Origin of the sequence: Mycobacterium sp. SMC-14 (assembly GCF_046250075.1) — a bacterium.
Lineage (GTDB): Bacteria > Actinomycetota > Actinomycetes > Mycobacteriales > Mycobacteriaceae > Mycobacterium.
Genome location: NZ_CP176429.1, coordinates 4281928 through 4308033 on the forward strand (window position 1 = coordinate 4281928; position 26106 = coordinate 4308033).

At 69.1% G+C, this 26106-nt stretch carries 23 protein-coding genes; 8 read left to right on the plus strand and 15 right to left on the minus strand.

Annotation, left to right across the window (positions count from 1 at the left end; genetic code table 11):
- Positions 1 to 8: 8 nt before the first annotated feature.
- The 4 genes from ACKY0W_RS20330 to ACKY0W_RS20345 are packed head-to-tail and all read left to right on the plus strand — an operon-like array spanning position 9 to position 4013.
- A complete protein-coding gene (locus ACKY0W_RS20330) occupies positions 9 to 617 on the plus strand; it encodes a DUF4129 domain-containing protein (protein WP_409435539.1) in 609 nt (202 codons plus the stop codon).
- The gene (locus tag ACKY0W_RS20335; RefSeq protein ID WP_409435540.1) at positions 614 to 1723 is read left to right on the plus strand and encodes a DUF4350 domain-containing protein; all 1110 of its coding nucleotides are present in this window, start codon (positions 614 to 616) and stop codon (positions 1721 to 1723) included. The genes ACKY0W_RS20330 and ACKY0W_RS20335 overlap by 4 nt, the downstream gene beginning before the upstream one ends.
- Positions 1720 to 2697 carry an AAA family ATPase gene (locus ACKY0W_RS20340; RefSeq protein WP_409435541.1) on the plus strand — a complete coding sequence of 326 codons (978 nt, stop codon included), beginning with the start codon at positions 1720 to 1722 and terminating at the stop codon, positions 2695 to 2697. The genes ACKY0W_RS20335 and ACKY0W_RS20340 overlap by 4 nt, the downstream gene beginning before the upstream one ends.
- Entirely contained in the window at positions 2694 to 4013 is a 1320-nt protein-coding gene (locus ACKY0W_RS20345; RefSeq protein WP_409435542.1) for a DUF58 domain-containing protein, read from the plus strand. Before ACKY0W_RS20340 ends, ACKY0W_RS20345 begins: the two co-directional genes overlap by 4 nt.
- Before the next feature lie 106 nt (positions 4014 to 4119).
- Here ACKY0W_RS20345 and ACKY0W_RS20350 read toward each other — a convergent pair whose 3' ends face one another.
- Positions 4120 to 5112, minus strand: coding sequence for a stage II sporulation protein M (locus ACKY0W_RS20350; RefSeq protein ID WP_409435543.1), 993 nt, complete (start codon positions 5110 to 5112; stop codon positions 4120 to 4122).
- A gap of 101 nt (positions 5113 to 5213) precedes the next feature.
- Between ACKY0W_RS20350 and ACKY0W_RS20355 the strand changes: the two genes are divergently transcribed.
- Together ACKY0W_RS20355 and ACKY0W_RS20360 are read left to right on the plus strand one after the other, a co-directional pair.
- On the plus strand, positions 5214 to 6044 hold the full coding sequence (locus tag ACKY0W_RS20355) for an RDD family protein (RefSeq protein WP_409435544.1): 831 nt from the start codon (positions 5214 to 5216) through the stop codon (positions 6042 to 6044).
- A 211-nt stretch (positions 6045 to 6255) separates the two neighbouring features.
- Positions 6256 to 7041 (plus strand): PadR family transcriptional regulator, encoded by a 786-nt coding sequence (locus ACKY0W_RS20360; protein ID WP_409435545.1) that lies wholly within the window; start codon positions 6256 to 6258, stop codon positions 7039 to 7041.
- A gap of 9 nt (positions 7042 to 7050) precedes the next feature.
- On the opposite strand, the gene ACKY0W_RS20365 is transcribed toward ACKY0W_RS20360, so the two are convergent.
- The gene (locus tag ACKY0W_RS20365; RefSeq protein ID WP_409435546.1) at positions 7051 to 7776 is read right to left on the minus strand and encodes an HNH endonuclease family protein; all 726 of its coding nucleotides are present in this window, start codon (positions 7774 to 7776) and stop codon (positions 7051 to 7053) included.
- Positions 7777 to 7778: 2 nt separating this feature from the next.
- Positions 7779 to 9296: a glycerol kinase GlpK gene (gene glpK / locus ACKY0W_RS20370; protein ID WP_409435547.1), complete on the minus strand. Its 1518-nt coding sequence runs from the start codon at positions 9294 to 9296 to the stop codon at positions 7779 to 7781.
- Positions 9297 to 9590: 294 nt separating this feature from the next.
- Between glpK and ACKY0W_RS20375 the strand changes: the two genes are divergently transcribed.
- Positions 9591 to 11975: a hypothetical protein gene (locus ACKY0W_RS20375; protein ID WP_409435548.1), complete on the plus strand. Its 2385-nt coding sequence runs from the start codon at positions 9591 to 9593 to the stop codon at positions 11973 to 11975.
- Positions 11976 to 11994: 19 nt separating this feature from the next.
- Here ACKY0W_RS20375 and egtE read toward each other — a convergent pair whose 3' ends face one another.
- The 12 genes from egtE to ACKY0W_RS20435 form a co-directional block, all read right to left on the minus strand.
- Positions 11995 to 13077, minus strand: a complete 1083-nt coding sequence (gene egtE / locus ACKY0W_RS20380) for an ergothioneine biosynthesis PLP-dependent enzyme EgtE (protein WP_409435549.1) — start codon at positions 13075 to 13077, stop codon at positions 11995 to 11997.
- Positions 13074 to 14042 carry an L-histidine N(alpha)-methyltransferase gene (gene egtD, locus ACKY0W_RS20385; RefSeq protein WP_409435550.1) on the minus strand — a complete coding sequence of 323 codons (969 nt, stop codon included), beginning with the start codon at positions 14040 to 14042 and terminating at the stop codon, positions 13074 to 13076. Before egtD ends, egtE begins: the two co-directional genes overlap by 4 nt.
- Positions 14039 to 14731 (minus strand): ergothioneine biosynthesis protein EgtC, encoded by a 693-nt coding sequence (gene egtC, locus ACKY0W_RS20390; protein ID WP_409435551.1) that lies wholly within the window; start codon positions 14729 to 14731, stop codon positions 14039 to 14041. Before egtC ends, egtD begins: the two co-directional genes overlap by 4 nt.
- Positions 14731 to 16029, minus strand: a complete 1299-nt coding sequence (egtB, locus tag ACKY0W_RS20395; RefSeq protein ID WP_409435552.1) for an ergothioneine biosynthesis protein EgtB — start codon at positions 16027 to 16029, stop codon at positions 14731 to 14733. The genes egtC and egtB overlap by 1 nt, the downstream gene beginning before the upstream one ends.
- Complete coding sequence (egtA, locus tag ACKY0W_RS20400) at positions 16026 to 17312, minus strand: ergothioneine biosynthesis glutamate--cysteine ligase EgtA (RefSeq protein WP_409435553.1); 1287 nt, start codon at positions 17310 to 17312, stop codon at positions 16026 to 16028. The genes egtB and egtA overlap by 4 nt, the downstream gene beginning before the upstream one ends.
- Before the next feature lie 64 nt (positions 17313 to 17376).
- The gene (locus tag ACKY0W_RS20405; RefSeq protein WP_409437869.1) at positions 17377 to 18006 is read right to left on the minus strand and encodes a sensor domain-containing protein; all 630 of its coding nucleotides are present in this window, start codon (positions 18004 to 18006) and stop codon (positions 17377 to 17379) included.
- 25 nt (positions 18007 to 18031) lie between these two features.
- Positions 18032 to 19480, minus strand: coding sequence for a catalase (locus ACKY0W_RS20410; RefSeq protein WP_409435554.1), 1449 nt, complete (start codon positions 19478 to 19480; stop codon positions 18032 to 18034).
- A gap of 122 nt (positions 19481 to 19602) precedes the next feature.
- On the minus strand, positions 19603 to 19965 hold the full coding sequence (locus ACKY0W_RS20415; protein WP_409435555.1) for a hypothetical protein: 363 nt from the start codon (positions 19963 to 19965) through the stop codon (positions 19603 to 19605).
- Positions 19966 to 20046: 81 nt separating this feature from the next.
- Positions 20047 to 20385, minus strand: a complete 339-nt coding sequence (locus ACKY0W_RS20420) for a hypothetical protein (protein ID WP_409435556.1) — start codon at positions 20383 to 20385, stop codon at positions 20047 to 20049.
- An 88-nt stretch (positions 20386 to 20473) separates the two neighbouring features.
- Positions 20474 to 21580 (minus strand): DUF4185 domain-containing protein, encoded by a 1107-nt coding sequence (locus ACKY0W_RS20425; RefSeq protein WP_409435557.1) that lies wholly within the window; start codon positions 21578 to 21580, stop codon positions 20474 to 20476.
- A 90-nt stretch (positions 21581 to 21670) separates the two neighbouring features.
- Complete coding sequence (locus ACKY0W_RS20430; RefSeq protein ID WP_409435558.1) at positions 21671 to 22717, minus strand: aspartate-semialdehyde dehydrogenase; 1047 nt, start codon at positions 22715 to 22717, stop codon at positions 21671 to 21673.
- Positions 22718 to 23983 (minus strand): aspartate kinase, encoded by a 1266-nt coding sequence (locus ACKY0W_RS20435; protein ID WP_409435559.1) that lies wholly within the window; start codon positions 23981 to 23983, stop codon positions 22718 to 22720. It abuts the gene before it with no gap.
- A gap of 282 nt (positions 23984 to 24265) precedes the next feature.
- On the opposite strand from ACKY0W_RS20435, the gene leuA reads away from it, so the two are divergent.
- Positions 24266 to 26083: a 2-isopropylmalate synthase gene (gene leuA, locus ACKY0W_RS20440; RefSeq protein WP_409435560.1), complete on the plus strand. Its 1818-nt coding sequence runs from the start codon at positions 24266 to 24268 to the stop codon at positions 26081 to 26083.
- Positions 26084 to 26106: the final 23 nt, after the last annotated feature.

Sequence of the window (26106 nt, forward strand, 5' to 3'; positions counted from 1 at the left end):
GACCCCGGGTGCCCACCGTCGACGTCGACCGCGAAGCCGCCCGCGAGGCGGCCGAACGCGAGCTGGCAAAACCGATGTACCCGCGGCCGTCGCCCAAACAACAGTTCCTCGACTTCATCGAGACGCTGGTACGGCGGCTGGTGCTCAAGGGTGCGGAGTTGCCGGGCGGGTGGTTCACCATCAGCCTGCTGCTGATCGTCCTCGCGGCGGCCGTGGTGACTGCCGTCCACGTCAGCCGCCGGATGCTGCACGATGGCCGCCGCGGCGACCCGTTGTACGGCGCAATGCAACTCAGTGCCGCCGAACACCGCGCCGCTGCGCAACGGCATGCCGCAGCGGGGGATTGGGTCGAAGCGATCCGGCACCGACTGCGGGCGGTGGCTCGCCAACTCGAGGAGACCGGGGTCTTGCATCCCGCCACGGGCCGTACCGCCACCGAACTGGCCCGCGACGCCGGTACGGCGCTACCGGTTCTGGCCGGTGAGTTGTTCCGGGCCGCCGAGATATTCAATGACGTCAGCTACGGCGAGCTGCCCGCGACCCCGGAGGGATATCGGATCGTCGCAGACCTGGACGAGCGGATGCGGGCCACAACACCGGCACGGCAGTTCCGATGAGAACCCGGCGGCGGACGTGGCTGTGGGTCGCCGCGGCCTTGGCTGTGATCGTGGCGGTTTCGGCGGTGGGCGCCTACCTGACCACACCGCGGCCCGGCGGCCGAATGGATCCCAATGCCACCGGGCCCGAGGGCGCGCATGCGCTGGTGGCGCTGCTGCGTCACCGCGGAGTGGAGGTTGTGCCCGCCGGAACCGTCGATGACGTTGCGCTGCAGGCGCGTCCCGACACGCTGGTGCTGGTGGCCCAGACCCCGCGCATCGCCGGCAGTGAGCTGATGAACCGGCTGGCCGATCTGCCGGGCGACCTGCTACTGGTGGCACCCGATGCCCTGGCCCGCAAGGCCCTGGCACCGGGCATCCGGTCCGGGCCGGCCCGGGCATACACCCACCAGCCCGGTTGCAGCCTGCGCGAGGCGCAACGGGCGGGAGAAGTGGACCTGCGTACCACCGCGACCTACGCTGCGGTCCAAGGCCATTCGGTGGACAGCTGCTACGACGGCGCCCTGGTGCGCTATCGAGACGGCAAGCGGACCATCACCGTGATCGGCAGTGAGACCTTCATGACCAACGCCGACCTGGCCCGCGCGGGCAACGCCGCACTGGCGATGAATCTTGCCGGCACCTCAGATCGCCTGATCTGGTATGCGCCCCAACATGTTCAAGGCGCAAGGTCGGGGAAGGCAGCGATTTCCGGCATGATCCCGTCGAACGTGCGATGGCTGTTCTGGCAGTTGTGTGTGGCGCTGGCACTGGCCGCCGTGTGGAAGGGCCGCCGACTGGGCCCCCTGGTCGCCGAGCCACTGCCCGTCGTCGTCCGCGCATCGGAGGCCGTCGAGGGGCTTGGCCGGCTCTACCGCTCCCACCGGGCCCGGGACCGAGCCGCCGCCGCGCTGCGCACTGCGGCCCTGCGCCGACTGGCTCCACGACTGGGATTGGGCCCGGGACCAGAGCCACCCACGCTGATCGCCGCAGTGTCGGCGCGGATCGGCGCCCACCCGGACTGGCTCGGGCACTTACTGTTCGGACCACCTCCGGATTCCGACGATGCCCTGGTCGCCCTGGCCCACGCACTCGACGACATCGAAAGGCAGGTCACCGACTCGTGACTCACACTCCCGCCGAGAATCCGGCTGCTGCCGCGGCCCGCGAGGCGTTGCTGGCGTTGCGCAGCGAAGTCGCCAAGGTTGTTGTCGGCCAGGACGCCGTGGTCAGCGGCCTGGTGATCGCACTGTTATGCCGCGGCCATGTGCTGCTCGAAGGCGTCCCGGGCGTGGCGAAAACACTGCTGGTCCGCACTCTGAGCGCCGCGTTGCAGCTGGACTTCAAACGGGTCCAGTTCACCCCGGACCTGATGCCCGGCGATATCACCGGTTCGCTGGTCTACGACACCCACACCGCGGAGTTCGTGTTCCGCCCCGGGCCGGTCTTCACCAACCTGCTGCTGGCCGACGAGATCAACCGGACGCCCCCCAAGACCCAGGCGGCGCTGCTGGAGGCGATGGAGGAAGGGCAGGTCAGCGTCGACGGTGCGGCCAGGCCGCTACCCGACCCGTTCATCGTCGCCGCCACTGCCAACCCCATCGAGTACGAGGGCACCTATCGGCTGCCGGAGGCCCAGCTCGACCGGTTCCTGCTCAAGTTGACCGTGCCGCTGCCGGTGCGCGAGGCCGAGATCGACATCTTGTCTCGGCATGCACAGGGCTTTGACCCGCACGATCTGTCCGCGGTGGCCCGGGTGGCCGGCGCGCAGGACCTGGCGGCCGGTCGCGCCGCGGTGCGCCAGGTCCTGGTGGCAGACCAGGTGCTGGGCTACATCGTCGACGTGGTCTCGGCGACCCGGCGCTCCCCCGCCCTGCAACTGGGTGTTTCGCCGCGCGGTGCGACCGCGTTGCTGGCCACCTCGCGGTCGTGGGCGTGGCTGTCCGGGCGCAACTACGTGACGCCCGACGACGTCAAGGCGATGGCCCGCTCCACGCTGCGGCACCGGGTGATGGTGCGCCCGGAGGCCGACCTCGAGGGCGCCACCGCCGACGGCGTTCTCGATGCCATCCTGGCCTCGGTTCCGGTGCCGCGCTGGTGATTCTGACGGGTCGCACCGCGCTGATCGCACTGCTTTGCGCCGTGCCGATCACGGTGGCACCCTGGCCGGCGGCGGCGTTTACGGTGCTGCTGGCCGGGCTCATCTCGGCCGTGGTGCTCGATGTCGCGTTGACGACCGATCCCGCGACGTTGCGCATCGAACGGTCCATGGACAACGCGGCACGGCTCGGCCAGACGGTGCTGACGACATTGTGGATCGGCAACGGTGGCAGCCGATTCCGCGGTCAGATACGTGACTCCTGGCCGCCCAGCGCTTGTGCCACGCCGCACTCCCATCCGCTGGAGCTGGCGGCCGGACAGCAATACCGGCTGGTCACCGAACTACGGCCGGTCCGCCGCGGCGACCAACAGGCCGCCCGGGTCACCGTGCGCTCGATCGGACCATTGGGGCTGGCCGGACGCCAGCGATCCCGGCAGGTGCCCGGGAACGTGCGGGTGCTCCCACCGTTCTTGTCGCGCCGACACCTGCCGGCACGGTTGGCCCGGCTGCGCGAGATCGACGGGAATCTTCCGGCGCTGGTGCGCGGTCAGGGCAGCGAGTTCGACTCACTGCGCGAATACGTCGTCGGCGACGACGTGCGCTCGATCGACTGGCGGGCCACCGCGCGGCGCTCCGACGTCGTGGTGCGCACCTGGCGGCCCGAGCGTGACCGGCGGGTCGTCATCGTGCTCGACACCGGCCGGACCGCGGCGGGCCGGATCGGGGTCGACCCGACCGCGCGGGACCCCGCGGGCTGGCCGCGGCTGGATTGGTCGATGGACGCCGCACTGTTGTTGGCGGCATTGGCATTACGCGCCGGCGACCACGTCGATCTGCTCGCACACGACTCTGTGACCCGGGCCGGGGTGTTCGGGGCGTCGAGAACCCGGCTGTTCGCCCAGTTGGTCGACGCGATGGCGCCACTGCAACCGGCGCTGGTCGAATCCGACGCGGCGGCGATGCTGGCCGCTTTGTCCCGGCGGGCGCGGCGACAGAACCTGGTAGTGCTGTTGACCGATCTCAACCCCTCCGCCCTGGAAGAGGGCCTGCTGCCGGTATTGCCGAAACTGACTGCAGCACACCAGGTGATCCTGGCCGCGGTTGCCGATCCGCGGGTGGAACGGCTGTCGCGGGGCCGCGGCGACGCTGCCGCTGTCTATGACGCCGGCGCCGCCGAGCGAGCCCGCAACGATCGCCGTGCGGTGGCAACCCAGTTGCGCCGCAGCGGCGTGCAGGTCATCGACGCCCCACCGGAGGACCTGGCGCCGGCGCTGGCCGATGCCTATCTGGCGATGAAGGCCGCCGGGCGGCTCTGATCGCGGCCGCGAGCGTGCGCACAATGCCACCATTTGCGGCGTGTCGCTGCGCAGACACGCACGTTCGCGCAAGGGCGGGGGGACCGCCGGCTCGCGCAGGACGGGGCTAGGCGGTGGGCACCACGTCGGGGGCATCGGCGATGTCACCGGTCTCGTCGGCGGCCACCGCCTTGCGCCCGAAGTACACCACGTAGGCCAGGAACGCCGCCTCGACCAGCACGCCGATGCCGACCCGCAGCCACGTCGGCAGCGGCGACGGGGTCACCACCGCCTCAAGCAGCCCGGCCACGGCGAACACCACGACCAGCCCCACCGCGACCGCGACGACGGCCCGGCCCTGCTCGGCGAGCACCTGTGTGCGGGGCCGATCGCCCGGGGCGATCACCGCCCAGCCCAGACGCATCCCCACCGCGCCGGCCAGGAACACCGCCGTCAGCTCCAGCAGTCCGTGCGGGGCAAGCAGTCCCAGCATGAAACCGCCCCGGCCGGCGTGGAACATCAGCCCGAGCGCCAAGCCGACGTTGGCCGCGTTGGCGAACAACAGCGCCGGTATCGGCAGGCCCAGCAGCACCGCGAACGCGATGGCACGGGCGGCTACCCAGGCGTTGTTCACCCAGACCTGTAGCGCGAACGACCCTGCCGGGTGATCGCTGTAGTAGGCGGCGAAGTCATGGTTGACCAACCGGTCGATCTCGGCGGGGGTGCCGATCACCGCCTGCACATCGGGATTGCCGGCCACCCAGCAGGCGATGACCGCCGAGACCGCCAGGAACACCACGGCGGTGCCCAGCCACCACCGCCAGGCGCGGTAGGCGACAACCGGGAACGACACCGTCACGAACCGGACGAACTCCGAGGCCAGCGGCGCATGAGCACCGGTGACGGCCGCACGCGCCCGCGCCACCAGGGCGGAAAGTCGGCCGATGAGCGCCGCGTCCGACGACGACGAGCGCACCACCGACAGGTGCGTGGACACGCGTTGATAGAGGTCGACCAGTTCGTCGACCTCGGCTCCGGTGAGCCGCCGCCGGTTCTTGACCAGTGACTCCAGCCGTTCCCAGGTCGGTCGATGGGTCAGCACGAAGGCGTCGACATCCACGTCGCCGAGCCTAGCGGCGAAGCCGGGCGATGCAGGTCCGCGCCATCGGGCACGGCGGCGAGCGCCTCGATGTCACCGGTTCGGCGAGTAGCGTCTGAGCTATGGCGAACCGCGGCCCCGAGCTGGTGACCGGCGACGCCGTCGTTCTCGACATCGCGATCGCGCAACTGCCGGTGCGCGCGGTCAGCGCGCTGATCGACATCACCGTCGTGATGGTGGGTTACCTCTGCGCGATCGTGCTGTGGGCCACCACCCTCGGCCAGTTCGACGACGCCTTGACCACGGCGGTCATGATCATCTTCGCCGTACTGCTCTTGGTCGGTTACCCCGTCGTCATGGAGACCGTCACCCGGGGCCGGTCGCTGGGCAAGATGGCGATGGGACTGCGGGTGGTTTCCGATGACGGCGGCCCGGAACGCTTCCGGCAGGCCCTCTTTCGGGCGCTGGCCTCGGTGATCGAGATCTGGGGACTGACCGGCAGCCCAGCGGTGATCTGCAGCCTGCTGTCGCCGCGCGGAAAGCGCCTGGGCGACATCTTCGCCGGCACCGTCGTGATCAGCGAACGCGCGCCGGCCTCGACGCCGCCGCCCATGATGCCGCCGGGGCTGGCCTGGTGGGCGTCGACATTGCAGTTGTCGGGCCTGCGTGCCGAATCCGCAGAACTGGCACGGCAATTCCTCGGCCGGGCCGCACAGCTCGACCCGCACACCCGCCAGATGATGGCCTACCGGATCTCCGGTGACGTACTCGCGCACATCTCACCGCCACCGCCCCCGGATGCCCCGCCCGAACTGGTGCTGGCTGCGGTACTGGCCGAACGCCATCAACGCGAACTGGCGCGGTTTCAGGCTCAAGCGCCCGGACCGTATTTCCCGCCGCCTCCGGCGCCGTGGCCGCCACCGAATGCGGGCGGCTTCTTTCCCCCGAGCTAGCACGCCATTGCCGATCGCCGGCCCGAGCTCCCCGGCGATCGACTCGGCCAGCGGTGCTTCCCGTGGGGATGCCGTTGCCCATAAATCCCGTTCGGATGGTGTCGATTCTGTCGGCCGGATCGACACTACCGTTGCATCTCGATAGTTCCCGATATATCGTCAACGTATCGGGAGCGAATCGCGCTCCCCCTTCCGGAGCAATGAGGTACGCATGAACAACCCTTTCGGTCCGCCCGGCGGGCCCTTCCCAGACGATGCCGAACACCAGGTCGGATTCGGATTCGGTTTCGGCCCGGCGTCGCCACATCAGCGCCGCGCCGCACACATCGCGCGCCCGCAGGCCCGGCGCGAATTTCGCCGGCAGCTGCGCGACCAAGCCGCCGACCACTGCGCTCCGTTGGGCTTCGGTCCCGGCCACGAGGCCCCCGGCCCCGGGTTCGGCCCGGATTTCCGGCACGGATTCGGTCCGGGTTTCGGGCCGGGTTTCGGACCCGGCGGTCCCGGTTTCGGCTTCGGCTTCGGTCCGGGCGGGCACCGTGGACACCGGCGCGGCAATCGTGGCCGACGCGGCGACGTGCGGCTGGCCATCCTGGCCCTGCTGGCCGAGGGCCCGATGCACGGCTACGAGATCATCCAGCAGATCGCCGAGCGCAGCCAAGGGCTGTGGCGCCCCAGTCCGGGCTCGGTCTACCCGACCCTGCAGATGCTGGTCGATGAGGGCCTGATCACCGGCACCGAAACCGACGGTAAGAAGCGCCTTTTCGAATTGACCGAAGAAGGCCGCGGGGTCGCCGAGACGATCGAGACACCACCGTGGGAGCAGATCGCCGACGGCGCCGACCCGGGGCAGATCAATCTGCGCACCGCGACCGGCCAGCTGTTCGGTGCCGTCGCTCAGGCCGGCCAGGCAGCCACGCCCGAACAGCAGCAGCGCATCGTCGACATCGTCAACAGCGCCCGCAAGGAGATCTACGGCATCCTCGGGGAAACCGACTGATCGCGACCGTCAGCAGTGGCGAAGGACCCGATGCATCGCGGTCTTCTCGTTGGATGAAACCCACAGTCCGTACGCGGTTTTGACCGTGATCTGACGGGCTACGAATTCGCATTCGAACGCGACGTTCGCCGGCAGCCAGCCGGCGGCGTCGCGGAATGCTTTGTCAAAGTTGGCCTGGGCGCTGACCGCAAGCAGGTTGCGGGGGTCGTTGGCGAAATCGCGGCGACGCCTGTCGTCCCAAGACCGGGCGCCCTTGTACCAGGCGTCGGCCAACGACACGAGATGGTCGACCTGCACGGCGTCGGATGTCTCCGGACCACGGACGAACGCGATGGTCTCGCCGGAGTACGGGTCATGCAGGACCCCGCGCTGCACCAGGCAGGTGCCCCGTCGCAATTCGACCTGCGCCAAGTCGCGGCGCAAGACGTCGTCGCGGGTATTGCAGCCGTTGTGGCCGAATTCGACGTCGACGTCATCGCTCCACCGCTCGCCGAACCGGTAGCGCTTGAAGTCCTGCACTCGATCCCAGCCCTTGACCGGTAGGGCTTCGAGCATGCGGCGGGCATCGTCATAGCCCGGGTCGAGCGGCGCCGCGCTCGGCGTCGGCGGCGTCGGAGCCGGAGAAGGACCCGACGGCTGCGAAAAACCGCCGTTCTGCCACCACGCCCAGCCGACGGCTGCCACCACTACCAGCGCAATGAGCGCGCCGGGCAGCACCCGCTTGCGTGCGGCCATCCTCAGGGCAACTCGACCCAGTCCAGCGTGCGCTGCACGGCCTTTCGCCACCCGGCATAGCCTTCGGCGCGCTGGTCATCCGACCAGTTCGGGGTCCAGCGCCGGTCTTCGCGCCAATTGGCACGCAGTTCGTCGGGCCCCTTCCAGAACCCGACGCCCAGGCCTGCCGCATAGGCCGCGCCCAGCGCGGTGGTTTCGGGCACTACCGGTTTGACCACGTCGACACCGAGCACGTCGGCTTGGATCTGCATACACAGGTCGTTGGCGGTGATACCACCGTCGACCTTCAAAACACCCAGGTGCACACCGGAATCGGCTTCCATCGCCTCGGCCACATCCCGGCTCTGGTAGCAGATCGCCTCCAGCGTGGCCCGCGCCAGATGTGCGTTGGTGTTAAAGCGGGACAGCCCGACGATCGCACCGCGCGCATCCGAACGCCAGTACGGCGCAAACAGTCCGGAGAACGCCGGCACGAAGTACATTCCGCCGTTGTCGGCGACCTGGCGGGCCAGGGACTCAACCTGCGTGGCTCCGCTGATGATGCCCAGCTGGTCGCGCAACCACTGCACCGCGGAGCCGGTGACCGCGATCGAGCCCTCCAGCGCATAGACCGGCTTGGCGTCACCGAACTGGTAGCAGACCGTGGTCAACAATCCGTTGTCGGAGCGGACGATCTGCTCACCGGTGTTGAGCAGCAAGAAGTTTCCGGTGCCGTACGTGTTCTTCGCCTCACCCGCGGACAAGCACACCTGGCCGACCATGGCGCTCTGCTGATCGCCCAGGACGCCGGCGATCGGCACCTCGCCGCGCAACGGCCCGGTACTCGCGGTGACCGCGTGCCGGCGCCGCGTCGACGACGCCGTGATGCGCGGCAGCATCGACCGCGGGATCGAGAACAACGCCAGCAGTTCGTCGTCCCAGTCCAGGGTCTCGAGGTTCATCAGCATGGTGCGGCTGGCGTTGGTGACGTCGGTCAGGTGCACGCCGCCGCGCGGCCCGCCGGTCAGGTTCCACAGCACCCAGCTGTCGCAGGTGCCGAACAGCGCGTCGCCCCGTTCGGCATCGGCGCGCACACCCTCGACGTTGTCCAGAATCCACTGCAGCTTGCCGCCGGAGAAATAGGTGGCCGGCGGCAGGCCCGCCTTGCGCCGGATCACCTCGCCGTGGCCGTCACGCTCCAGAGCCGCCGCGATGGCGTCGGTTCGGGTGTCTTGCCAGACGATCGCATTGTGGTAGGGCTGCCCGGTGTTCTTGTTCCACACCACCGTCGTCTCGCGCTGGTTGGCGATGCCCAGCGCCGCCAGGTCCGAAGCGTGCAGCTTGGTGGTGTTGAGCGCCGAAACCAGCACCGCGGCGGTGTGGTTCCACAATTCGAACGGATCGTGTTCCACCCAGCCGGCTCGGGGCAGGATCTGTTCGTGTTCGAGTTGATGACGGCCCACCTCCGCACCGTCATGGTCGAAGATGATGCAGCGGGTGCTGGTGGTGCCCTGGTCGATCGACGCGACGAAATCGGCCAAGTCTGACTCCTGTCCATACCGGTGCCCGTCGGTGCCGCGTCCATCATGGCTTACCTGGCCCGATCGGGTGGCGCTACGCGGCAGGATCGCGACGCTCGCCAGCGTCGGTCCACAAAATCAGACATTCTTCACGAACCCATCAGACGCTATTTATTCACTCAGACGCATATTTCGATGTATTGCGAGTAGATCTCGTGATGGTGAACAAACGGTGTCGGAACGCCGCCGATGTCTGTGCCCCCCAGAAGCCGCCGTGGCCGACCGCGTGCAGGTCAGAACTGAATCGGAGAAGACATGGACGTCGTCCTCGGTGTGGCACTTGCGTCGAGCACACCCGCCACCATCCACACCGTGCTGGTCCGCGGAGAACGCGGGGACGGCGTCACGCTGGAAGAGCTCAGCATTGACGTGCCCACCGACGAGTTCGCCGAATTCGCCGCCGTCGACGCGTTGATCGCGGCGATCCTGCGAGCGCGCGACGCCGCGGACTCGGCCGGACTTCACCTGGTCGCGACCGGCGTGACCGTGACCGATCCGCTCGACGCGGCCGCACTGAGTTCGCGGCTTGCCAGCGGCGCCCTCGAAGGCTTGGACAACGTGGCTCTGGTCTCGCCGGTGCTTGCGGCGGCAAGCCTGACCCACAACCTGGGACAGACGGTCGGCTGCGACCAGATGGGGCTGCTGTCCGTCGAGGCGTCGACCGCGACCCTGGCCATGGTCGACTGCACCCACGGCACCATCACCCGGATCTTTCGCCAAGCCCTCGATGACGGCGACGCCACCGCCGCGGTCGACACGGTCGCCGATCGGCTCAACGCCGCCCAGACCTGCCCGGACGGCCTGTTCCTGATCTGCCCCGAGGGTGATTCGACGGCGCTTCGGCCGCGACTGGAGGCGACGGTCGACCACGAGGTGTGCGAACCCGCGGAACCGCGTGCGGCCCTGGCCCGCGGCGCAGCCCTGGCATCCGCCCGGCTGGCCGGTGTCGAGGCGGAGTCCGCAGCGCTGGCCTACACGCAAGAACCCGGTTCCGCTGCTGTCGGCCCCTGTTACTACGACATCCCCGATCTGGGAGCCGACGATCTGGCCTACAGCGCGGTGCCCGACGACGAAGCCGAAGCGGCCACCGAGATCTTCGCTCCCGCGGGTCCGCCGGCCCGGCGCCCGTTGCTGGTGGCCGGTGCGGCGCTTGCTTCGGCCGCATTCGCTGCGGCGTCAGCGCTGATGGTGGCCATGACCCTGGATATCACCCCCAACCTCGTCGCGTTGCGGCCGGATCTGGGTCGAGCGCTGACCATTCCCCACCGGGCGCCGAATCTTCAGGTGCCCGCCACCGAGCCGTTCGGGGGACAACCGCCGGTGATGGGGCAGGCTCCAGCGGACTCGATTCCGCTGCCGCCGTTGAGCCTGCCGTCGGCGCCCGATCTCCCGGCGGCGGTGCCGCTGGATGCCCCGGCGCCCGGCCTGCCGGCACCAATGCCGGTGGCGGCCGGGGCAACCACCGGGCCATTGTTTGTTCCCGCACCGATATTCGGTCCGCCGTTGCCCATGCAGCCGCCGGCGACGCATGCCCTGTCGCCCTTCGTCGTCGCGCCGCTTCCGCGGCCGGCCCCCCACCGGCCCGTCCTTTCGGGGATGCCAGACCTGTCATTCCTGTGGGGGCTGCCCGCGAAGAAACCGACGGCCCCGGTCCCGCCGGTGGTCAAGCCCCAACCGCCCGAGGTCAAGCCCGAACCCCCGGTCGAGCTCCCCACTCCTCCGGTGGTCAAGCCCGATCCTCCGGTCGTGAAGCCCCACCCGCCGATCGAGCTCCCCACTCCGCCGGTCGTGAAGCCCAATCCGCCGGTCGAGCTCCCCGATCCTCCGGTCGTGAAGCCCAATCCGCCGGTGATCAAACCGATTCCGCCGGTGGTCAAGCCGAATCCCCCGGTGGTCAAGCCCGATCCCCCGGTAGTCAAGCCCGATCCCCCGGTGCTCAACCCTGAAATCCCAGTGGTCAACCCGAACCCACCGGTCGTCAAACCCGAGATCCCGGTGATCAAACCGAACCCGCCGGTGGTGAAACTGCCGGATCCGCCGGTTCAGGTACCGGACCTTCCCGCGGTCAACCCCAACCCGGGCATTCAGCTGCCTGAGCTGCCGGTCAAGGTTCCCGACGCACCCGCCGTCAATCCGGCCCCGGGAATCCAACTGCCGAATCTGCCGATCCAGCTGCCGAATTCAGGCCCCCCGGCAGGGCTCCCGGTACCCCAAGCGCCCGCACTGCCGTCGCTGCCGGCACCGCAGGCGCCCGCACTGCCGTCGTTGCCAGCGCCCAAGGCACCCTCGCTGCCCTCACTGCCGTCGTTCACCGCGCCCCAGGCGCCCTCACTGCCGTCCCTTCCGGCACCCAAGGCACCGTCGCTGCCGTCCCTGCCCGCACCGAGCGCTCCCTCCATGCCCAACCTGGGTGGTGGCCTGTTCGGCGGCGGCGGTAAGCCCGGCGGAATCTTCGGCGGCGGAGGCAACCCCGGCGGTGGGCTGTTCGGCGGTGGCGGAAAGCCCGGCGGTGGGCTGTTCGGCGGCGGAGGCGGCGGCGGCCTGTTCGGCGGAGGAGGATCCCGCGGTGGTGGCCTGTTCGGCGGCGGAGGCGGCGGCCTGTTCGGCGGAGGCCACGGCGGCGGGCTGTTCGGCCACTAGCGTTGGCCGAGAGCCGCCTTCATCCGCCTTGCGGCGCTTCGGCTAACGCCGCAGCGAGCACCTGCACGTCGGCCTCGGTGGTGTCGACGTGCGGTGAGATCCGCAGCACGGGCATGGTCAGCTCCAGCGGTGCCCGCTCGACTCCGGCTGCGGTGGAAACGATCCTGTGCTCGGCGATCAGCCACGCCCGCACCGCCACCGGATCAATGCCGGCCGGCGGGGCCAAGGTGGTGATGGCGCTCGGCTCGTCGAGCGGTTCGACCACCCGCCAGCCGGATAGCTGAGCCAACACCCGTCGACTCCGGGCACCTACGCCGGCCAGCGCAGCCCGCACCGCTGCCGGCCCGGCCGCCAGATGTTCCCCCAACGCGACGGAGAACCCCACCTGTGCAGCCACATTGACGTCACCGGCCTCCGGGCCCGGCGACGCCAGCTCAGCCAACGCCGGTCGTGCCGCCAGCGCCCCGACACCGCGCGGTCCGGCAAGCCATTTGCGTGACGACGAATAGACGCCGTCAGCGCCGACGGCGCAGTCGATCTGGCCCAAGGCCTGCGCCGCGTCGACCACCAGCGGAACACCGACCGACCGGCAGATATCCGCCAGCTGCGCCAGGGGCTGCACCAGCCCGCGGTGACTGCCGACCGGGGTCAGGTGCACCAGGCCGGGCGGGTCGGCGGCAAGTACCGCTGCCGCCTCGTCGAGCACCAAGCGGCCGGTGTGGTCCACCGGTAGCGTTCGCCAGCTGAATCCGTGTGCGGCCATCACCGCCAGGTTCGGGCCGTATTCGCCGGGGAGGCAGGCCAGGGTGCGCTGCGCACCCGGCCACCGGGACAGCAGAAGGTCCAGCGCATTTCGCGATCCGGTGGTGAACACCACGTCGGCGTCGGCCATGCCGGTCAATGCGGCGAAAGCCGCCCGCCCGGCATCCAGCACCGGCGCGGCCGCCTCGGCGGCGACGTAGCCACCGACCTCGGCTTCATGGCGGGAGTGGCGGGCTGCGGCGTCCAACGCCGCGTAGCTCTGCCGTGAACAGGCCGCACTGTCCAGGTGCAGCCCGGCGACCGGAGGGCGCGCCGCGCGCCAACGGTCGGCCAGGCTCATTTGATGGCGAGCGACAGGCCGAAATCGCCTGCCGCGTCGGTCCACCACCGTCGACGGCGCAGTCCCGCGGCGGCCAGTTCGTCGGCCACCTGCTCCGGCCGGAACTTGCAGGACACCTCGGTCAGCATCTCTTCGCCCGCGGCGAAATCGACAGCCAGGTCCAGCGCCTTGACCACGACATGCTGGGCGCGGCGGGCGCGCAACCACATCTCGATGCGCTGTTCCGCCGAATTCCAGCGCGCCACATGGGCGAATTCGTCGAGGTCGAAGTCGGCATCGAGTTCACGATTCACCACCGCGAGCACGTTGCGGTTGAACGCCGCGGTCACCCCGGCCGCATCGTCGTAGGCACGCACCAGCCTGCCGGTGTCTTTGACCAGATCGGTGCCCAGCAACAGGCCGTCACCGTCGTGCATGACCGCGGCCAGGCCGGCCAAGAAGTCGGCACGTGGGCCCGGTGTCAGGTTGCCGATGGTCGACCCCAGGAACACGAACAGTCGTCTGCCACCATCGGGGATCTGTGCCAGGTGGTGCTCGAAGTCGCCGCAGACACCTTGGACTCGCACGCCGGGATAGTCACGGGCGATCGCCTCCCCCGCCGTCTCCAGCACCCCGGCGTCGACGTCGAATGGGATGAACCGGCGCAGTGCCCCGGCGTCCCGCAGCGCATCGAGCAGCATCCGGGTCTTCTCCGAGGTGCCGCTGCCCAGTTCCACCAGGGTGTCCGCACCCGACAGCGCCGCCACCTCACCCGAATGTGCCCGCAGGATCTCCGCCTCGGCCCGGGTGGGGTAATACTCGGGCAGTCGGGTGATCTGGTCGAACAGATCACTGCCGACGTCGTCGTAGAACCATTTGGGCGGCAAAGACTTCGGACGCTGCGCCAGCCCTTGACGGACATCGGCGCGCAGTGCGGTGCGCGCCGCGTCGGCGGCCAGGTGATTGGCTATGGTGACCCCCGTCATCGAGCCGCACCCAGGGCCGTGACACAGACCTCGCCGTCGTGCGCGTCCACCAGGTGCCGGTCGGGGATATCCACCCAGCGCGGGTCGTCGTCGTAGGGTTCACTGGCCAGTACCACGCCATCGGATCCGTGCAACATCGACAAGGTGTCTCCCCAGGTCGTCGCCAACATCCGGGAACCGTTGGCGGCCAGTATGTTCAGTCGTGCTTGCGGGTCGGCCGCACCGATATCGGCGATCACCTCGCCCAACGATTCCACCCCACGATCGAAGATCGCCGCGGCCAGGATCGCACTGTCACAGACCGATTCGGCACAATCGGTGGTTTTCAGAACCCCACGGTTCACCACGCCGTTGTGCGACAGCAGCCAACTGCCGTCGGTGAACGGAGCCGTGGCGCTGGCTTCGATGGGCATCCCGACGGTGGCTGAACGCACCGCGGCCACCACGCAGTGACTTCCGAGCGCCGGGGCGACCGAGGCGAACGACACGTCACCCCACAGCGGTGCGGCGCTGCGCCAACGTCGCGGCACATCGCCGTCGAAAAATCCAGCGCCCCAACCGTCGGCGTTGAGCAACCCGTGCTGCTGCCGGCGCGGTGCATAGGACTGCACTAGCAAGCCCTGCGGCGGCTCGAGAATCAGCTCGGCCAGTGAACGCGGCTTGCCCAGCCAGCCCAGGTGCCGGCACATCAGATGTCCCAGGCCAGTCGCACACCGGCGAAGATCTGCCGCCGATAGGGATGGTCCCAGTTCCGAAAGCTCGGCCGCAGGATCTCGCGGGCGACCGCCCAGGACCCACCGCGCAGCACCCAATAGTCTCCGCCGAAAAACGGCTCCGAATAGCGTTGGTAGATCATCGGAGAAAAGCCCGGCCACGGTCGCAGCGGCGAACTCGTCCACTCCCAGACATCGCCGAGCAGTTGTTGCGCGCCATAGGCCGATGCCCCCTGCGGGTAGGCCCCGACCGGAGCCGGACGCAGCGCCGCGCCGTCGAGATTGGCCAACTGGGCCGACGGATCGGCGGCGCCCCACGGAAAGCGCCGCCGCGCCGAGATGACCGGGTCCCAGGCGCAGGCCTTCTCCCATTCGATCTCGGTGGGCAGCCTGGCCCCGGCCCACGCCGCGTATGCCTGTGCCTCGAAGTAGCTCACGTGCTGCACCGGCTCGTCGTCAGGCAGGTCCTCGACGTGGCCGAACCGTACCCGGGTCCGGTGATCGGGGCCCCAGAACTCCGGCGCCGTCAACCCGGCCTGCACACAGTGGCGCCAACCCCGTTCGGTCCACCACCGAGGTTGCCGGTAGCCACCGTCGTCGATGAAGGCCCGCCATTCGCGGTTGGTCACCGGCACCCGGCCGATCCGGAAGCCCGGCACGTCGACGCGGTGCGCGGGGCGCTCATTGTCGAGCGAGAAGGGCTCCTCGGCTGCGTCGACGCCGAGCACGAATTCACCGCCCGGTACCGACACCGAGGTTCCCGCCAGGTCGGGCCGCCCGGCGGGCAGAACAGCGCCGGCGCCGAGCAGGGGTGGGCCGGCACGCAGGTTCAGCGCCTGCAGCATGGTCTCGTCGTGCTGGTGTTCATGGCTGAGCACCAGGCCGAACGCGAACCCGTTCGAGAAGTCGGCGGCATGGCCCGCACCGGCGGGCAACGTCTCCAGCTTGTCGAAAACTTTGGAACGCACGGTGGCGCAATACTTCCGGGCCTGTTCCGGTGCCAACAGCGGAAGGGCGACGCGGCTGGCCCGCGGGTGAGTGAAGGCGTCGTAGAGGCCTTCGACATCCGCCGGCAGCATGCCGGGCCGGGCCGGGTCTCCGTCGCGCAGCAGCCACAGCTCCTCCTGCTGACCGATATGGGCCAGATCCCACACCAGCGGGCTCATCAGCGGGTCGTATTGGCGGTGCAGCTCGGCGTCGTCGAAATCGACGAGCGCCAGTGTGCGGCTCCGCGCCCGGGTCAGGTCGCGGGCCAAGGTTTCCGATGGGGTCATGATTGTCTGCGCGCCAGTCGGGTGACCATCGCCGTGGTGCCGCTCCGGGTCACTTCGTCGGTGACGTCGTCGGCCGGGCAGCGGCCCCGTTCGACCATGCCGGCCAGCCGATCCATCCCGTCACGCAGGGATGCCGGCGCCCGGTCAACGACCAGGCGAATGCAGCGCCCGGCGGCCGCATGCAGCCGCGGGTCGGCCAGGCCGATCCGGGCGGCGACGTCCCAGGCGGTGGCGACGGGCGCCACTGCTTCGGCTGCGCTGTCGGCGGCGACCGGGTCGTCGAGCAGGGTGGCGAGAGTGAATACCAGTGCCGGCCAAAGGGTGTCGTCGACGCTGTCGAGGTAGCGGATCTCCAGCCATCCGCGCGGGCGCACCGGAGGAAACAGCGTGGTCAGGTGGTAGTCGAGGTCTTCGATACCGGCGCGGCGGCCACCGAGCCGCACCCGTCCGTCGGCCCAGTCGGCAAACGGCACGTAGCGGCTGACCGGAATCGCTTCGGGAGTGTGCACCAGCATGACGGGCGCCTTGAGCGCATACCGCGCCCAGTCGGTGGCGGGGTCGGTGCCGTCCAGGCCGAGGACGGGACCGCAACGCGCCGAGTCCAGCCGGCTCCAGACCCGCTGCCGGGTGGAGCGCCAGCCGGAGAGCTCGCCTGCCAGCAGCGGGGAGTTGGCGGAGATCGCGACCATCGTCGGGCCCAGCGCGTGGGCCAGCCGGACCCGATCGGCCCAACCGGAACGCGCACCGGCATCCAGATTGAGCTGGACCGACGCCGTCGCCGTCATCATCGCTGCGCCGGCCGAACCGGTGTGGCTGGCGGCGAAGAACTGTTCCATCGCCGCGTAACGCTCGCCGGGGTTGACCCGCTCGGTGGGCCGGAGCGGGTCGGCACCCAGCTGCACCAGCCCCAGCCCGGCGTCGGCGAAAGCCGCCCGCAGCACCGCCTGGTCGGCGGTCATCGCTTCGATCGCGGCGAGGGCATCGGTCAGCGGAGGGCCGGAGAGCTCCACTGCGCCGCCGGGTTCGACGGTGACGACACTGCCGCCCGGCAACTCCGGCAGGGACCGCAGCACATCGCCGATCTCGGCCCAGCCCGGGCGACGGTGCGGGTCGGTCGGGTCGAAGCAGTGCGCCTCGATCTCCAGGCCCACCCGGCCGTGCGGGGCATCGGTGAGGCATCGCTCGGTGATGTAGTCGGCGGCCTCGGCGGCGCCAGACAGCTCGGGGCCGCCCAGACAAGACTGATCTCCGCGGGACAGTTGCGTCGCCGCGGCGAACCCCATATCAACCCCTCCGCCCGTTGATCTTCCCGACGCTACCGGAGAGGGCCGACAAGAGGACCGGTGATCACTGACCCAGGGAGTTCTGCATCGCTCCTGCCAGCACGTTCACCGCCGGGCCGGCGTTACCGGACTGGCAGACCTTGGCCTGCAGCACGACATTGGCCCGCAGCCGGGTCTGGTTGAAACAGCGCCGGTCGGTGCCGGCCTCCTGCTTGGTCCAGGCCGCATCCGTTGCCGTGGCCGGCCCACCGCTGAACTCCCAGACCTGCGTGGCTCCGTTGTCCAGATGCATCGCGGTGGTGCGGCCCGAGCAGCCGACGGTCCGGTCGACCACGCGACGGAACGCCGCGGCGGCGGCATCGTTGGTGGCGAACACCCCCACCGCCTGCTTGGCGAAGTGGCCCTGATCGTTGGCCGAGGTCTGAGTGACGGCGCTGTTGAACGACGCCAGGTCGGGATCGTTGTAGACCTCGGGTAGGCCGATGTCGGCCCAGTTGTTGCATGCCGGGTCGTCGACCCAGAAGGCCTGAAACGGCTGCCCGGAGACGGCTTCGAAGCCCATCGGGGCGCCGACGATGTTGCCGACCGATCCCTTGGGCAACACCGCATAGGAGACCACACCAGGTTCGGACGGTCCGGCGGCGGCGACCGGAGCGGCCGCTGCGCCCGCAGCGGCCAATCCCAGCCCCGCCAAAAGGGTTGCGGCGGCGCGCCGACCGTCAGGCAAGGTTGGCCCGCACCCCGGCCTCCACCGCGCTGCCCAGATCAGGGTCGACATTGCGCCAGTACTCGAACACCCGGGACAGCACCGGTTCGGTGACACCGGCCGATACGTGCCCAATGATATTGGCGGTCAATCGTTTCCGTGCATCGTCGTCGAGGACATCGCGGACCAGGGTTCGGGCCTGGCTGAAGTCGTCATCGTCGGGGCGCAGTGTGTAGGCGGCACGCACCATGTCCCCGTCGGCGTGCCAGCGCACTTCGGCGGCACGGGCCGGGTCGGCCTTGGGACCGCCCATCGAGTTCGGCGCATACACCGGGTCCGTCGCGTTGACGAACCGCATGGCGCCGTCCTTGGAATAGCTGTGCACCTCGGATTTCGGTGCATTGACCGGCAATTGGCTGTAGTTCGTCCCGATCCGGGCCCGGTGCGCGTCGGCGTAGGAGAAACCTCGGGCCAGCAGCATCTTGTCCGGGCTCAAACCTGTCCCGGGCACCATGTTGTTGGGCTGGAATGCCGCCTGCTCGATCTCACTGTGATAGTCGCTGACGTTGCGATCCAGGGTCAGCTTGCCGACGTCGATCAGCGGGTAGTCGGCGTGCGGCCATACCTTGGTCAGATCAAACGGGTTGTAGCGGTAAGTCTTTGCCTCCTCGAACGGCATGATCTGCATCTTGAGCGTCCAACTCGGATACTCACCCCGCTCGATCGCCTCATACAGGTCGCGCTGGTGATAGTCGGCATCGACACCGGCCAACCGGTCGGCCTCGTCCTGGGTGAGGGACTCCACACCCTGGTCGCTGATGAAGTGGTACTTGACCCAGAAGATCTCTCCGGCGGCGTTGATCCAGCTGTAGGTGTGACTGGAGTAGCCGTTCATGTGGCGCCAGTTCTTCGGAATGCCCCGGTCCCCCATCAACCAGGTGACCTGGTGCGCCGACTCCGGCGTGAGGCTCCAGAAGTCCCATTGCATGTTGTGGTCACGCAGGTTGCTTGCCGCGCGACGCTTCTGGGAGCGGATGAAGTGTTGGAACTTCAGCGGGTCACGCATGAAGAAGACCGGGGTGTTGTTGCCGACCAGGTCGAAGTTGCCCTCAGACGTGTAGAACTTTGTCGCGAAACCGCGGGGGTCGCGCCAAGTGTCTGGGCTGCCCCGCTCGCCCGCGACGGTGGAGAACCGCGTCAGCGTCGGGGTCTTGGCGCCCGGCGCGAACACCGCGGCCCTGGTGTACTTGGTGACGTCTGCCGTGACCTCGAAATGCCCGAAAGCCCCACCCCCCTTGGCGTGCGGCTGACGTTCCGGGGTGCGCTCCCGGTTGAACATCGCCATCTGTTCGATCAGATAGTGGTCCTGCAACAGGATGGGACCATCCGGGCCGATCGTCAGCGATTCGCCGTCGCTGGGTGCCGGGATTCCGGCATCGGTGGTGGTGTAGTGCTCGGTCATCTGTCTGTCTCCTCTTGTGGTCAAGACCTTGTGACTCAACGCGTTCCGGCGAGTGTGCGGTTACCTACACCCGGCATGACCAGTCGCGCAGGAGACCGCACACTCAGCAGCCCTTTTCAGGGTCAGCGGTGCGGTGGAGCCGACGTCGGTGGTGGCGGAGCGGGTGGGCCACCGGGACCACCGGGCCCATTACCCGGGCCGGCCGGCCGGAAGCCCGGCCATTCCGGCTCTTCGCCGGGACCTGCGGGCCCAAAGCCGGGGCCGCCGGGCCCGAATCCGGGGCCCATCGGCGGACCGTGATGCATCATGCCTGGGCCGTGGTGGTGATGGTGCCAGCACCCACCGTTGCCGCTGAGGTAGACACCGGTGCCGAAGATGACGGCGGCGACGAAGACCGTTCCGGCGACGATCACCACCCAGGCCGCAGCTTGGTAGAGCCGGTTCGGCGGAGGCGACGGTGGAGTGGGGGCTGGCGACTCGCTCATACCGATCAATCATGCCCGAGAACGGCGCCGGCCGCCGCCCTTCGGGAGGGGCGGCGGCCGGTTGCTCGTGGCCGGACCGGGTTACCGGCCGGGCGGGGACGGCGGAGCCTGGGTGCTCACCGATGGCGGCAGCTCGCCGGGTCCCCGCTGGTCCGGGCCGGGTCCCATCGGCCCCGGTCCGCGGTGGTGGTGGCCCTTGTGGAACATCGCGTGTTGGCCGTGATGCCCGTGATGACCGTGGCAGTGGTGTCCGCCCGGGCCGCCGCGGCTGACCCAGACACCGGCGAAGAAGATCGACGACACGATGAAGACGATTCCGGCGACGATGGCGACCCAGGCAGCCAGCCGGTAGACCCAGTAGGGCTTGGGCTCACCCGGCGGTGCGGGTGGGGTAGTTGTGGTGACAGGTGTTTCGCTCATGCAAGGCATCTTGCCGGGGGCAACACCAGGCACCGCTAGGTCTTGGCTATGCATCCGCTATGAGCCCGGCGCCCCGCCGGCCCCCTGTTCAGCTGACCGACCAGGGCTTGAACGGGTTCACCGCGAACTGGATCACCCGATAGGGCGCGCGGTCACGCGGCTGGGTGTTCCATTGGCTGACGAACACGCGCAGCTCATCGAGGGTTGATCCCGGCGAGATGTAGCCGCCGTAGGGCTGGGCCAGCCGGTTGTCGTAGGGCGACGGCAGGGTCTCGACGGGCACCGGTGGATCCGGCCACTCGGCGTGCTGCACAACCGTGGTCACCGGGGCGGTGCCCAACCCGGTCGGTTCGTAGGCCACCCGAACTTCCATGTTCCCGGTGGTGCCGTTGAAGTAGGACAGCACCGGCCTGCCGTCGATCTGGCGCAGGCTGAGCTCACCGATCTGGTCGTTCCACAGCGGCGTGGGCGCATGGCCCCAGCCCGCGGTGGCCGACCAGCCCTGCCAGGCCGACCGGTCGGTGAACGCACCCGGAGCGACCCGATACAGCGTCACCGCCGCACTGCGGTCGAAGTTGTTGGCCACGATGTACACCCAGCCGGTGGCCGAGTCCGGGGTCGGAATCGGGTCGTAGTAACCGCTGATCTGGGACTGCCCGTGATCCTGGTAGGAGGCGGGCCGCACCGATCCCGGCACCGTCTGCCAACCCGGTTGCGCCGGATCGGCTTTCACCAACCGTGTGCTTTGGGGAACCAGCATCTTGGCGGTGGTCACCATCAGATAGTTGGTCCGGTTGATCGAGACGATCCCGGCCGGCAGCTGCGTACTGCCCGCCGGCGCCGGGTCGGCCAACAACGGCTTGTCCACCCCGATCACCCCGGTGTAGCGCACCCCGTCGGAGTCAACGACCGAATCGGCGTCGGCGCGCAGCGCGATCGGCGAATACCAGCCGCCATACCCGACGCCCTGGCCGGCGAAACTGTCCCCGCAGATCTGCAGCACCGCGGTGGGGAACTCCATGAACTCGCACAGGTCGGTGGCGCCGATACCGTAATCGCCGGTGGGCGTTCCGGTTCCGGCACTGGGGCCGATCCGCACCACTTGGCCTTCGGCCAGCGGCCACAGCACCGGACGCGGGATGGGCGCGGGCGGCTCGGCGTGCGCCACCCCCGGCAGAGCCAACAGCAGTGCCATCAACACCGACCCCGCCGAGCGTGTACTCAGCCCGAAAAATCGCGGAGAATTTCGCGCTGACTGCACGTTCGGCGCCTTGGCAGGGCCGCGTCAGGACCCGGAAGATGCAGCCAGCAGCTCGGCGATCTGAATCGTGTTGAGCGCCGCGCCCTTACGCAGGTTGTCCCCGGAGACGAACAGCGCCAGGCCGCGCCCATCGGGAGCGCCCGGGTCAACCCGGATTCGGCCCACCAGCGAGTCGTCGGCGCCGGCAGCAGCCAGCGGCGTCGGCACGTCGGTCAGCGTCACGCCCGGGGCGTCCGCCAGCAGCTCGGCGGCCCGCTGCGGGCTCAACGGCCGGGCGAACTCGGCGTTGATCGACAGCGAGTGACCGGTGAAGACCGGCACCCGGACGCACGTGCCGCTCACCAAAAGCTCTGGGATGCCGAGGATCTTGCGGCTCTCGAACCGCAGCTTCTGGTCTTCATCGGTCTCGCCCGAACCGTCGTCGACCAGCGAACCCGCCAGCGCGACCACGTTGAATGCGATGGGCGCGACGTACTTGTCCGGCGCCGGGAAGTCCACCGCGCCGCCGTCGTGCACCAGGGCCTCCGCACCGCCGGAGACCGCACGCACCTGCGTCGCCAGCTCCTGCACGCCGGCCAGGCCGCTGCCCGAGACCGCCTGGTAGGTCGAGACGATCAGCCGGGTCAGACCGGCCTCGTCGTGCAGCGGCTTGAGCACCGGCATCGCAGCCATCGTGGTGCAGTTCGGATTGGCGATGATGCCCTTGGCCAACTGCTTCCCGCGCACCTCGCGGTCGAAGTTCACCTCGGAGACCACCAGCGGCACATCGGGGTCCTTGCGCCAGGCCGACGAGTTGTCGATCACCGTGACGCCGGCCGCGGCGAACCGCGGCGCCTGCACCCGCGACATGGTCGCCCCGGCGGAGAACAACGCGATGTCCAGCCCGGACGGGTCGGCGGTCTCGGAGTCTTCGACCTCGATCTCGGCGCCGCGGAATTCCAGCTTGCGTCCGGCCGAGCGCGCCGAGGCGAAGAACCGCACCTCGTCTGCCGGGAAGTTGCGCTCCTCCAGCAGAGCGCGCATCACCTGGCCGACCTGGCCGGTCGCACCGACCACACCGATGGAAACCATTTAGCGCCCCGTCCCGCCGTAGACCGTGGCCGCCTCGTCGGTGCCGAGGCCGAACGCCTCGTGCAGCGAAACGACGGCCTTGTCCAGATCATCTTCGGCGCACAGCACCGAGATGCGGATCTCGGAGGTGGAGATCAGGTCGATGTTGACCCCGTTGTCGGCCAGCGTCTCGCAGAACGTGGCCGTCACACCCGGGTGGCTGCGCATCCCGGCGCCGATCAGCGACACCTTGCCCACCTTGGCGTCGTAGAGCACCTCGGTGAAGCCGATCTCGCCCTTGAGCGACTCCAGCTTGGCCACCGCGGCCGGCCCGTTGTCGCGGGGGCAGGTGAAGGTGATGTCGGTCTTGCCGTCCTCGACCTTCGAGACGTTCTGCAACACCATGTCGATGTTGATGTCGGCGTCGGCGACGGCACGGAAGATCTTGGCCGCGTAGCCGGGCAGGTCGGGGATACCGACCACAGTCACCTTGGCTTCGCTGCGGTCGTGCGCGACTCCGGTCAGGATGGCGTCTTCCATGGGGATGTCCTTGATCGATCCGGAAACGATGGTGCCCGGCTTGTCCGAGTAGGACGACCGGACGTGGATGGGCAGGTGGTAGCGGCGGGCGTACTCCACGCAGCGCAGCATGAGCACCTTGGCGCCGCATGCGGCCAGTTCGAGCATCTCCTCGAAGGTGACGGTGTCCAGGCGCTTGGCGTTGGGCACGATGCGCGGGTCGGCGCTGAAGATGCCGTCGACGTCGGTGTAGATCTCGCAGACGTCGGCGCTCAGCGCCGCGGCCAGCGCCACCGCGGTGGTGTCCGAGCCGCCGCGGCCCAAGGTGGTGACGTCCTTGGTGTCCTGGCTGACGCCCTGGAACCCGGCGACCAGCACCACCTGGTCTTCGCCGAGCGCGGCCTGCAGCCGGCCGGGGGTGACGTCGATGATCTTGGCCTTGCCGTGCGCGCCGGTGGTGATGACGCCGGCCTGCGACCCGGTGAATGAGCGGGCGTTGCAGCCCAGCTCCTCGACGGCCATCGCGACCAGGGCATTGGAGATCCGCTCCCCGGCGGTCAGCAGCATGTCCAGCTCACGGGCCGGCGGTGCGGAGCAGACCTGCTGTGCCAGGTCCAGCAGGTCATCAGTGGTGTCGCCCATCGCGGAGCACACCACCACGACCTCGTTACCAGCCCTTTTGGTCTCGACGATGCGCTCGGCCACCCGGCGGACCCGGTCGGCGTCGGCCACCGACGATCCGCCGTATTTCTGCACGACGAGCGCCACGGTCGTCCTTTCCGCCGATTTCACTGATCGGGCCTCTACAAGAACCTCAACAAGGATAGGGGAAGGACTTCGCCGGTTCACTTGGCCTCCAGCGCGGCAACGTGCGAGGACATCGCGCTGCGGCCGCCGGATCGGCGTGTAAGCTTCTTCACGTGCAGCGCGCGCTCCTGCTCGGTCGCCGCGACGGGGTCTGACCAGGACCGGCTCCCCGTCGCGGGTTTCGCCGATGCGCCGGTTCTCCAGTCCACTGGACAAGTCCCTTGACAAGCCGGAGCGAAAATCGTGACTACCTATTCCACCCCTTCTCACCCGGACGCCTTCACGTCCACCCGCGCCATCACCAAACCCGCGGGACCAGCTAACCCCGGCCAGCCCGCCTGGAACCCGCAGCGCGGCTCGGCAATGCCGGTCAACCGGTACCGCAGCTTCGCCGATGAGGTCGAGGCCATCACGCTGCCGGATCGCACCTGGCCCGACCGCGTCATCGAGCGTGCCCCGCTGTGGTGCGCGGTCGACCTGCGCGACGGCAATCAGGCGCTGATCGACCCGATGAGCCCGGCCCGCAAGCGCCGGATGTTCGACCTGCTGGTGGCCATGGGCTACAAGGAGATCGAGGTCGGTTTCCCGTCGGCCAGCCAGACCGACTTCGACTTCGTCCGCGAGATCATCACCGAGGGCGCCGTTCCCGACGACGTCACCCTGCAGGTGCTGACCCAGTGCCGTGACGAGCTGATCGAGCGCACCTTCGAGGCCTGCACGGGCGCGAAGAACGTGATCGTGCACTTCTACAACTCGACCTCGGTCCTGCAGCGCCGGGTGGTGTTCCGCGCCGATCAGGCTGCGGTGCAGGCCATTGCGGTGGCCGGGGCGCGCAAGTGCCTCCAGGAGCAGGCCAAGCACCCGAGGACCCGCTGGCGCTACGAGTACTCGCCGGAGTCCTACACCGGAACCGAACTGGAGTACGCCAAGGCGGTCTGCGACGCGGTGGGCGATGTCATCGAGCCGACACCGGACAACCCGATCATCTTCAACCTGCCGGCCACCGTGGAGATGGCGACCCCGAACGTCTACGCCGACTCGATCGAGTGGATGAGCCGCAACCTGAAGCGACGCGACTGCGTGATCCTGAGCCTGCATCCGCACAACGACCGCGGCACCGCCGTGGCCGCCGCGGAGCTGGGCTATGCGGCCGGGGCCGACCGGATCGAGGGCTGCCTGTTCGGCAACGGCGAACGCACCGGCAACGTCTGCCTGGTGACGCTGGGCCTGAACCTGTTCTCGCGTGGCGTGGACCCGCAGATCGACTTCTCCAACATCGACGAGATCCGCCGCACCGTCGAGTACTGCAACCAGCTGGGTGTACCCGAGCGTCACCCCTACGGCGGCGACCTGGTCTACACGGCCTTCTCGGGCAGTCACCAGGACGCCATCAACAAGGGCCTGGACCAGATGAAGATCGATGCGGACGCGGCCGACTCCGACGTCGACGACATGCTCTGGCAGGTGCCCTACCTGCCGATCGACCCCCGCGACGTGGGCCGTACCTACGAGGCGGTGATCCGGGTCAACTCGCAGTCCGGCAAGGGCGGCGTGGCGTATGTGATGAAGACCGACCACGGCCTGGTGCTGCCGCGCCGGCTGCAGATCGAGTTCTCGCGGGTGATCCAGCAACTGACCGACGGAGAAGGCGGCGAGGTCACTCCGAAGGAGATGTGGGACGCCTTCGCCGACGAGTACCTGAACCCGATCCGTCCGCTGGAGCGGATGCACCAGAAGCTGCTCGCCGCCGAGACCGACGACGGCACCGACCGCATCGAGGCCACCGTCTTGGTCGACGGCGTGGAAACCGAGATCACCGGGGCCGGCAACGGCCCGCTGGCCGCGTTCGTCGACGCGCTGAGCCAGGTCGGTGTACAGGTCCACGTGCTGGACTATTCGGAGCACGCGATGAGCGCCGGTGAGGAGGCTCAGGCCGCGGCGTACGTGGAGGCTCAGATCGGCGACCACACCGTCTGGGGCGTCGGGATCGCACCGTCGATCACCACCGCGTCGCTGCGGGCGGTGGTCTCCGCGGTGAACAGGGCGGCCCGGCTCGGCTGACGCGACCTACGGGGGGCAGGTAT

Excerpts from the sequence above, each read along its gene's own strand:
- ACKY0W_RS20355 (WP_409435544.1), top strand. The coding sequence starts at position 5,214 with ATGGCGAACCGCGGCCCCGAGCTGGTGACCGGCGACGCCGTCGTTCTC.
- egtC (WP_409435551.1), bottom strand. The coding sequence starts at position 14,731 with ATGTGCCGGCACCTGGGCTGGCTGGGCAAGCCGCGTTCACTGGCCGAG.
- ACKY0W_RS20360 (WP_409435545.1), top strand. The coding sequence starts at position 6,256 with ATGAACAACCCTTTCGGTCCGCCCGGCGGGCCCTTCCCAGACGATGCC.
- egtD (WP_409435550.1), bottom strand. The coding sequence starts at position 14,042 with ATGACGGGGGTCACCATAGCCAATCACCTGGCCGCCGACGCGGCGCGC.
- ACKY0W_RS20410 (WP_409435554.1), bottom strand. The coding sequence starts at position 19,480 with ATGACCGAGCACTACACCACCACCGATGCCGGAATCCCGGCACCCAGC.
- ACKY0W_RS20335 (WP_409435540.1), top strand. The coding sequence starts at position 614 with ATGAGAACCCGGCGGCGGACGTGGCTGTGGGTCGCCGCGGCCTTGGCT.
- egtA (WP_409435553.1), bottom strand. The coding sequence starts at position 17,312 with ATGGGGTTCGCCGCGGCGACGCAACTGTCCCGCGGAGATCAGTCTTGT.
- egtB (WP_409435552.1), bottom strand. The coding sequence starts at position 16,029 with ATGACCCCATCGGAAACCTTGGCCCGCGACCTGACCCGGGCGCGGAGC.
- ACKY0W_RS20430 (WP_409435558.1), bottom strand. The coding sequence starts at position 22,717 with ATGGTTTCCATCGGTGTGGTCGGTGCGACCGGCCAGGTCGGCCAGGTG.
- ACKY0W_RS20365 (WP_409435546.1), bottom strand. The coding sequence starts at position 7,776 with ATGGCCGCACGCAAGCGGGTGCTGCCCGGCGCGCTCATTGCGCTGGTA.
- ACKY0W_RS20425 (WP_409435557.1), bottom strand. The coding sequence starts at position 21,580 with ATGGCACTGCTGTTGGCTCTGCCGGGGGTGGCGCACGCCGAGCCGCCC.
- egtE (WP_409435549.1), bottom strand. The coding sequence starts at position 13,077 with ATGAGCCTGGCCGACCGTTGGCGCGCGGCGCGCCCTCCGGTCGCCGGG.
- ACKY0W_RS20415 (WP_409435555.1), bottom strand. The coding sequence starts at position 19,965 with ATGAGCGAGTCGCCAGCCCCCACTCCACCGTCGCCTCCGCCGAACCGG.
- ACKY0W_RS20375 (WP_409435548.1), top strand. The coding sequence starts at position 9,591 with ATGGACGTCGTCCTCGGTGTGGCACTTGCGTCGAGCACACCCGCCACC.
- ACKY0W_RS20420 (WP_409435556.1), bottom strand. The coding sequence starts at position 20,385 with ATGAGCGAAACACCTGTCACCACAACTACCCCACCCGCACCGCCGGGT.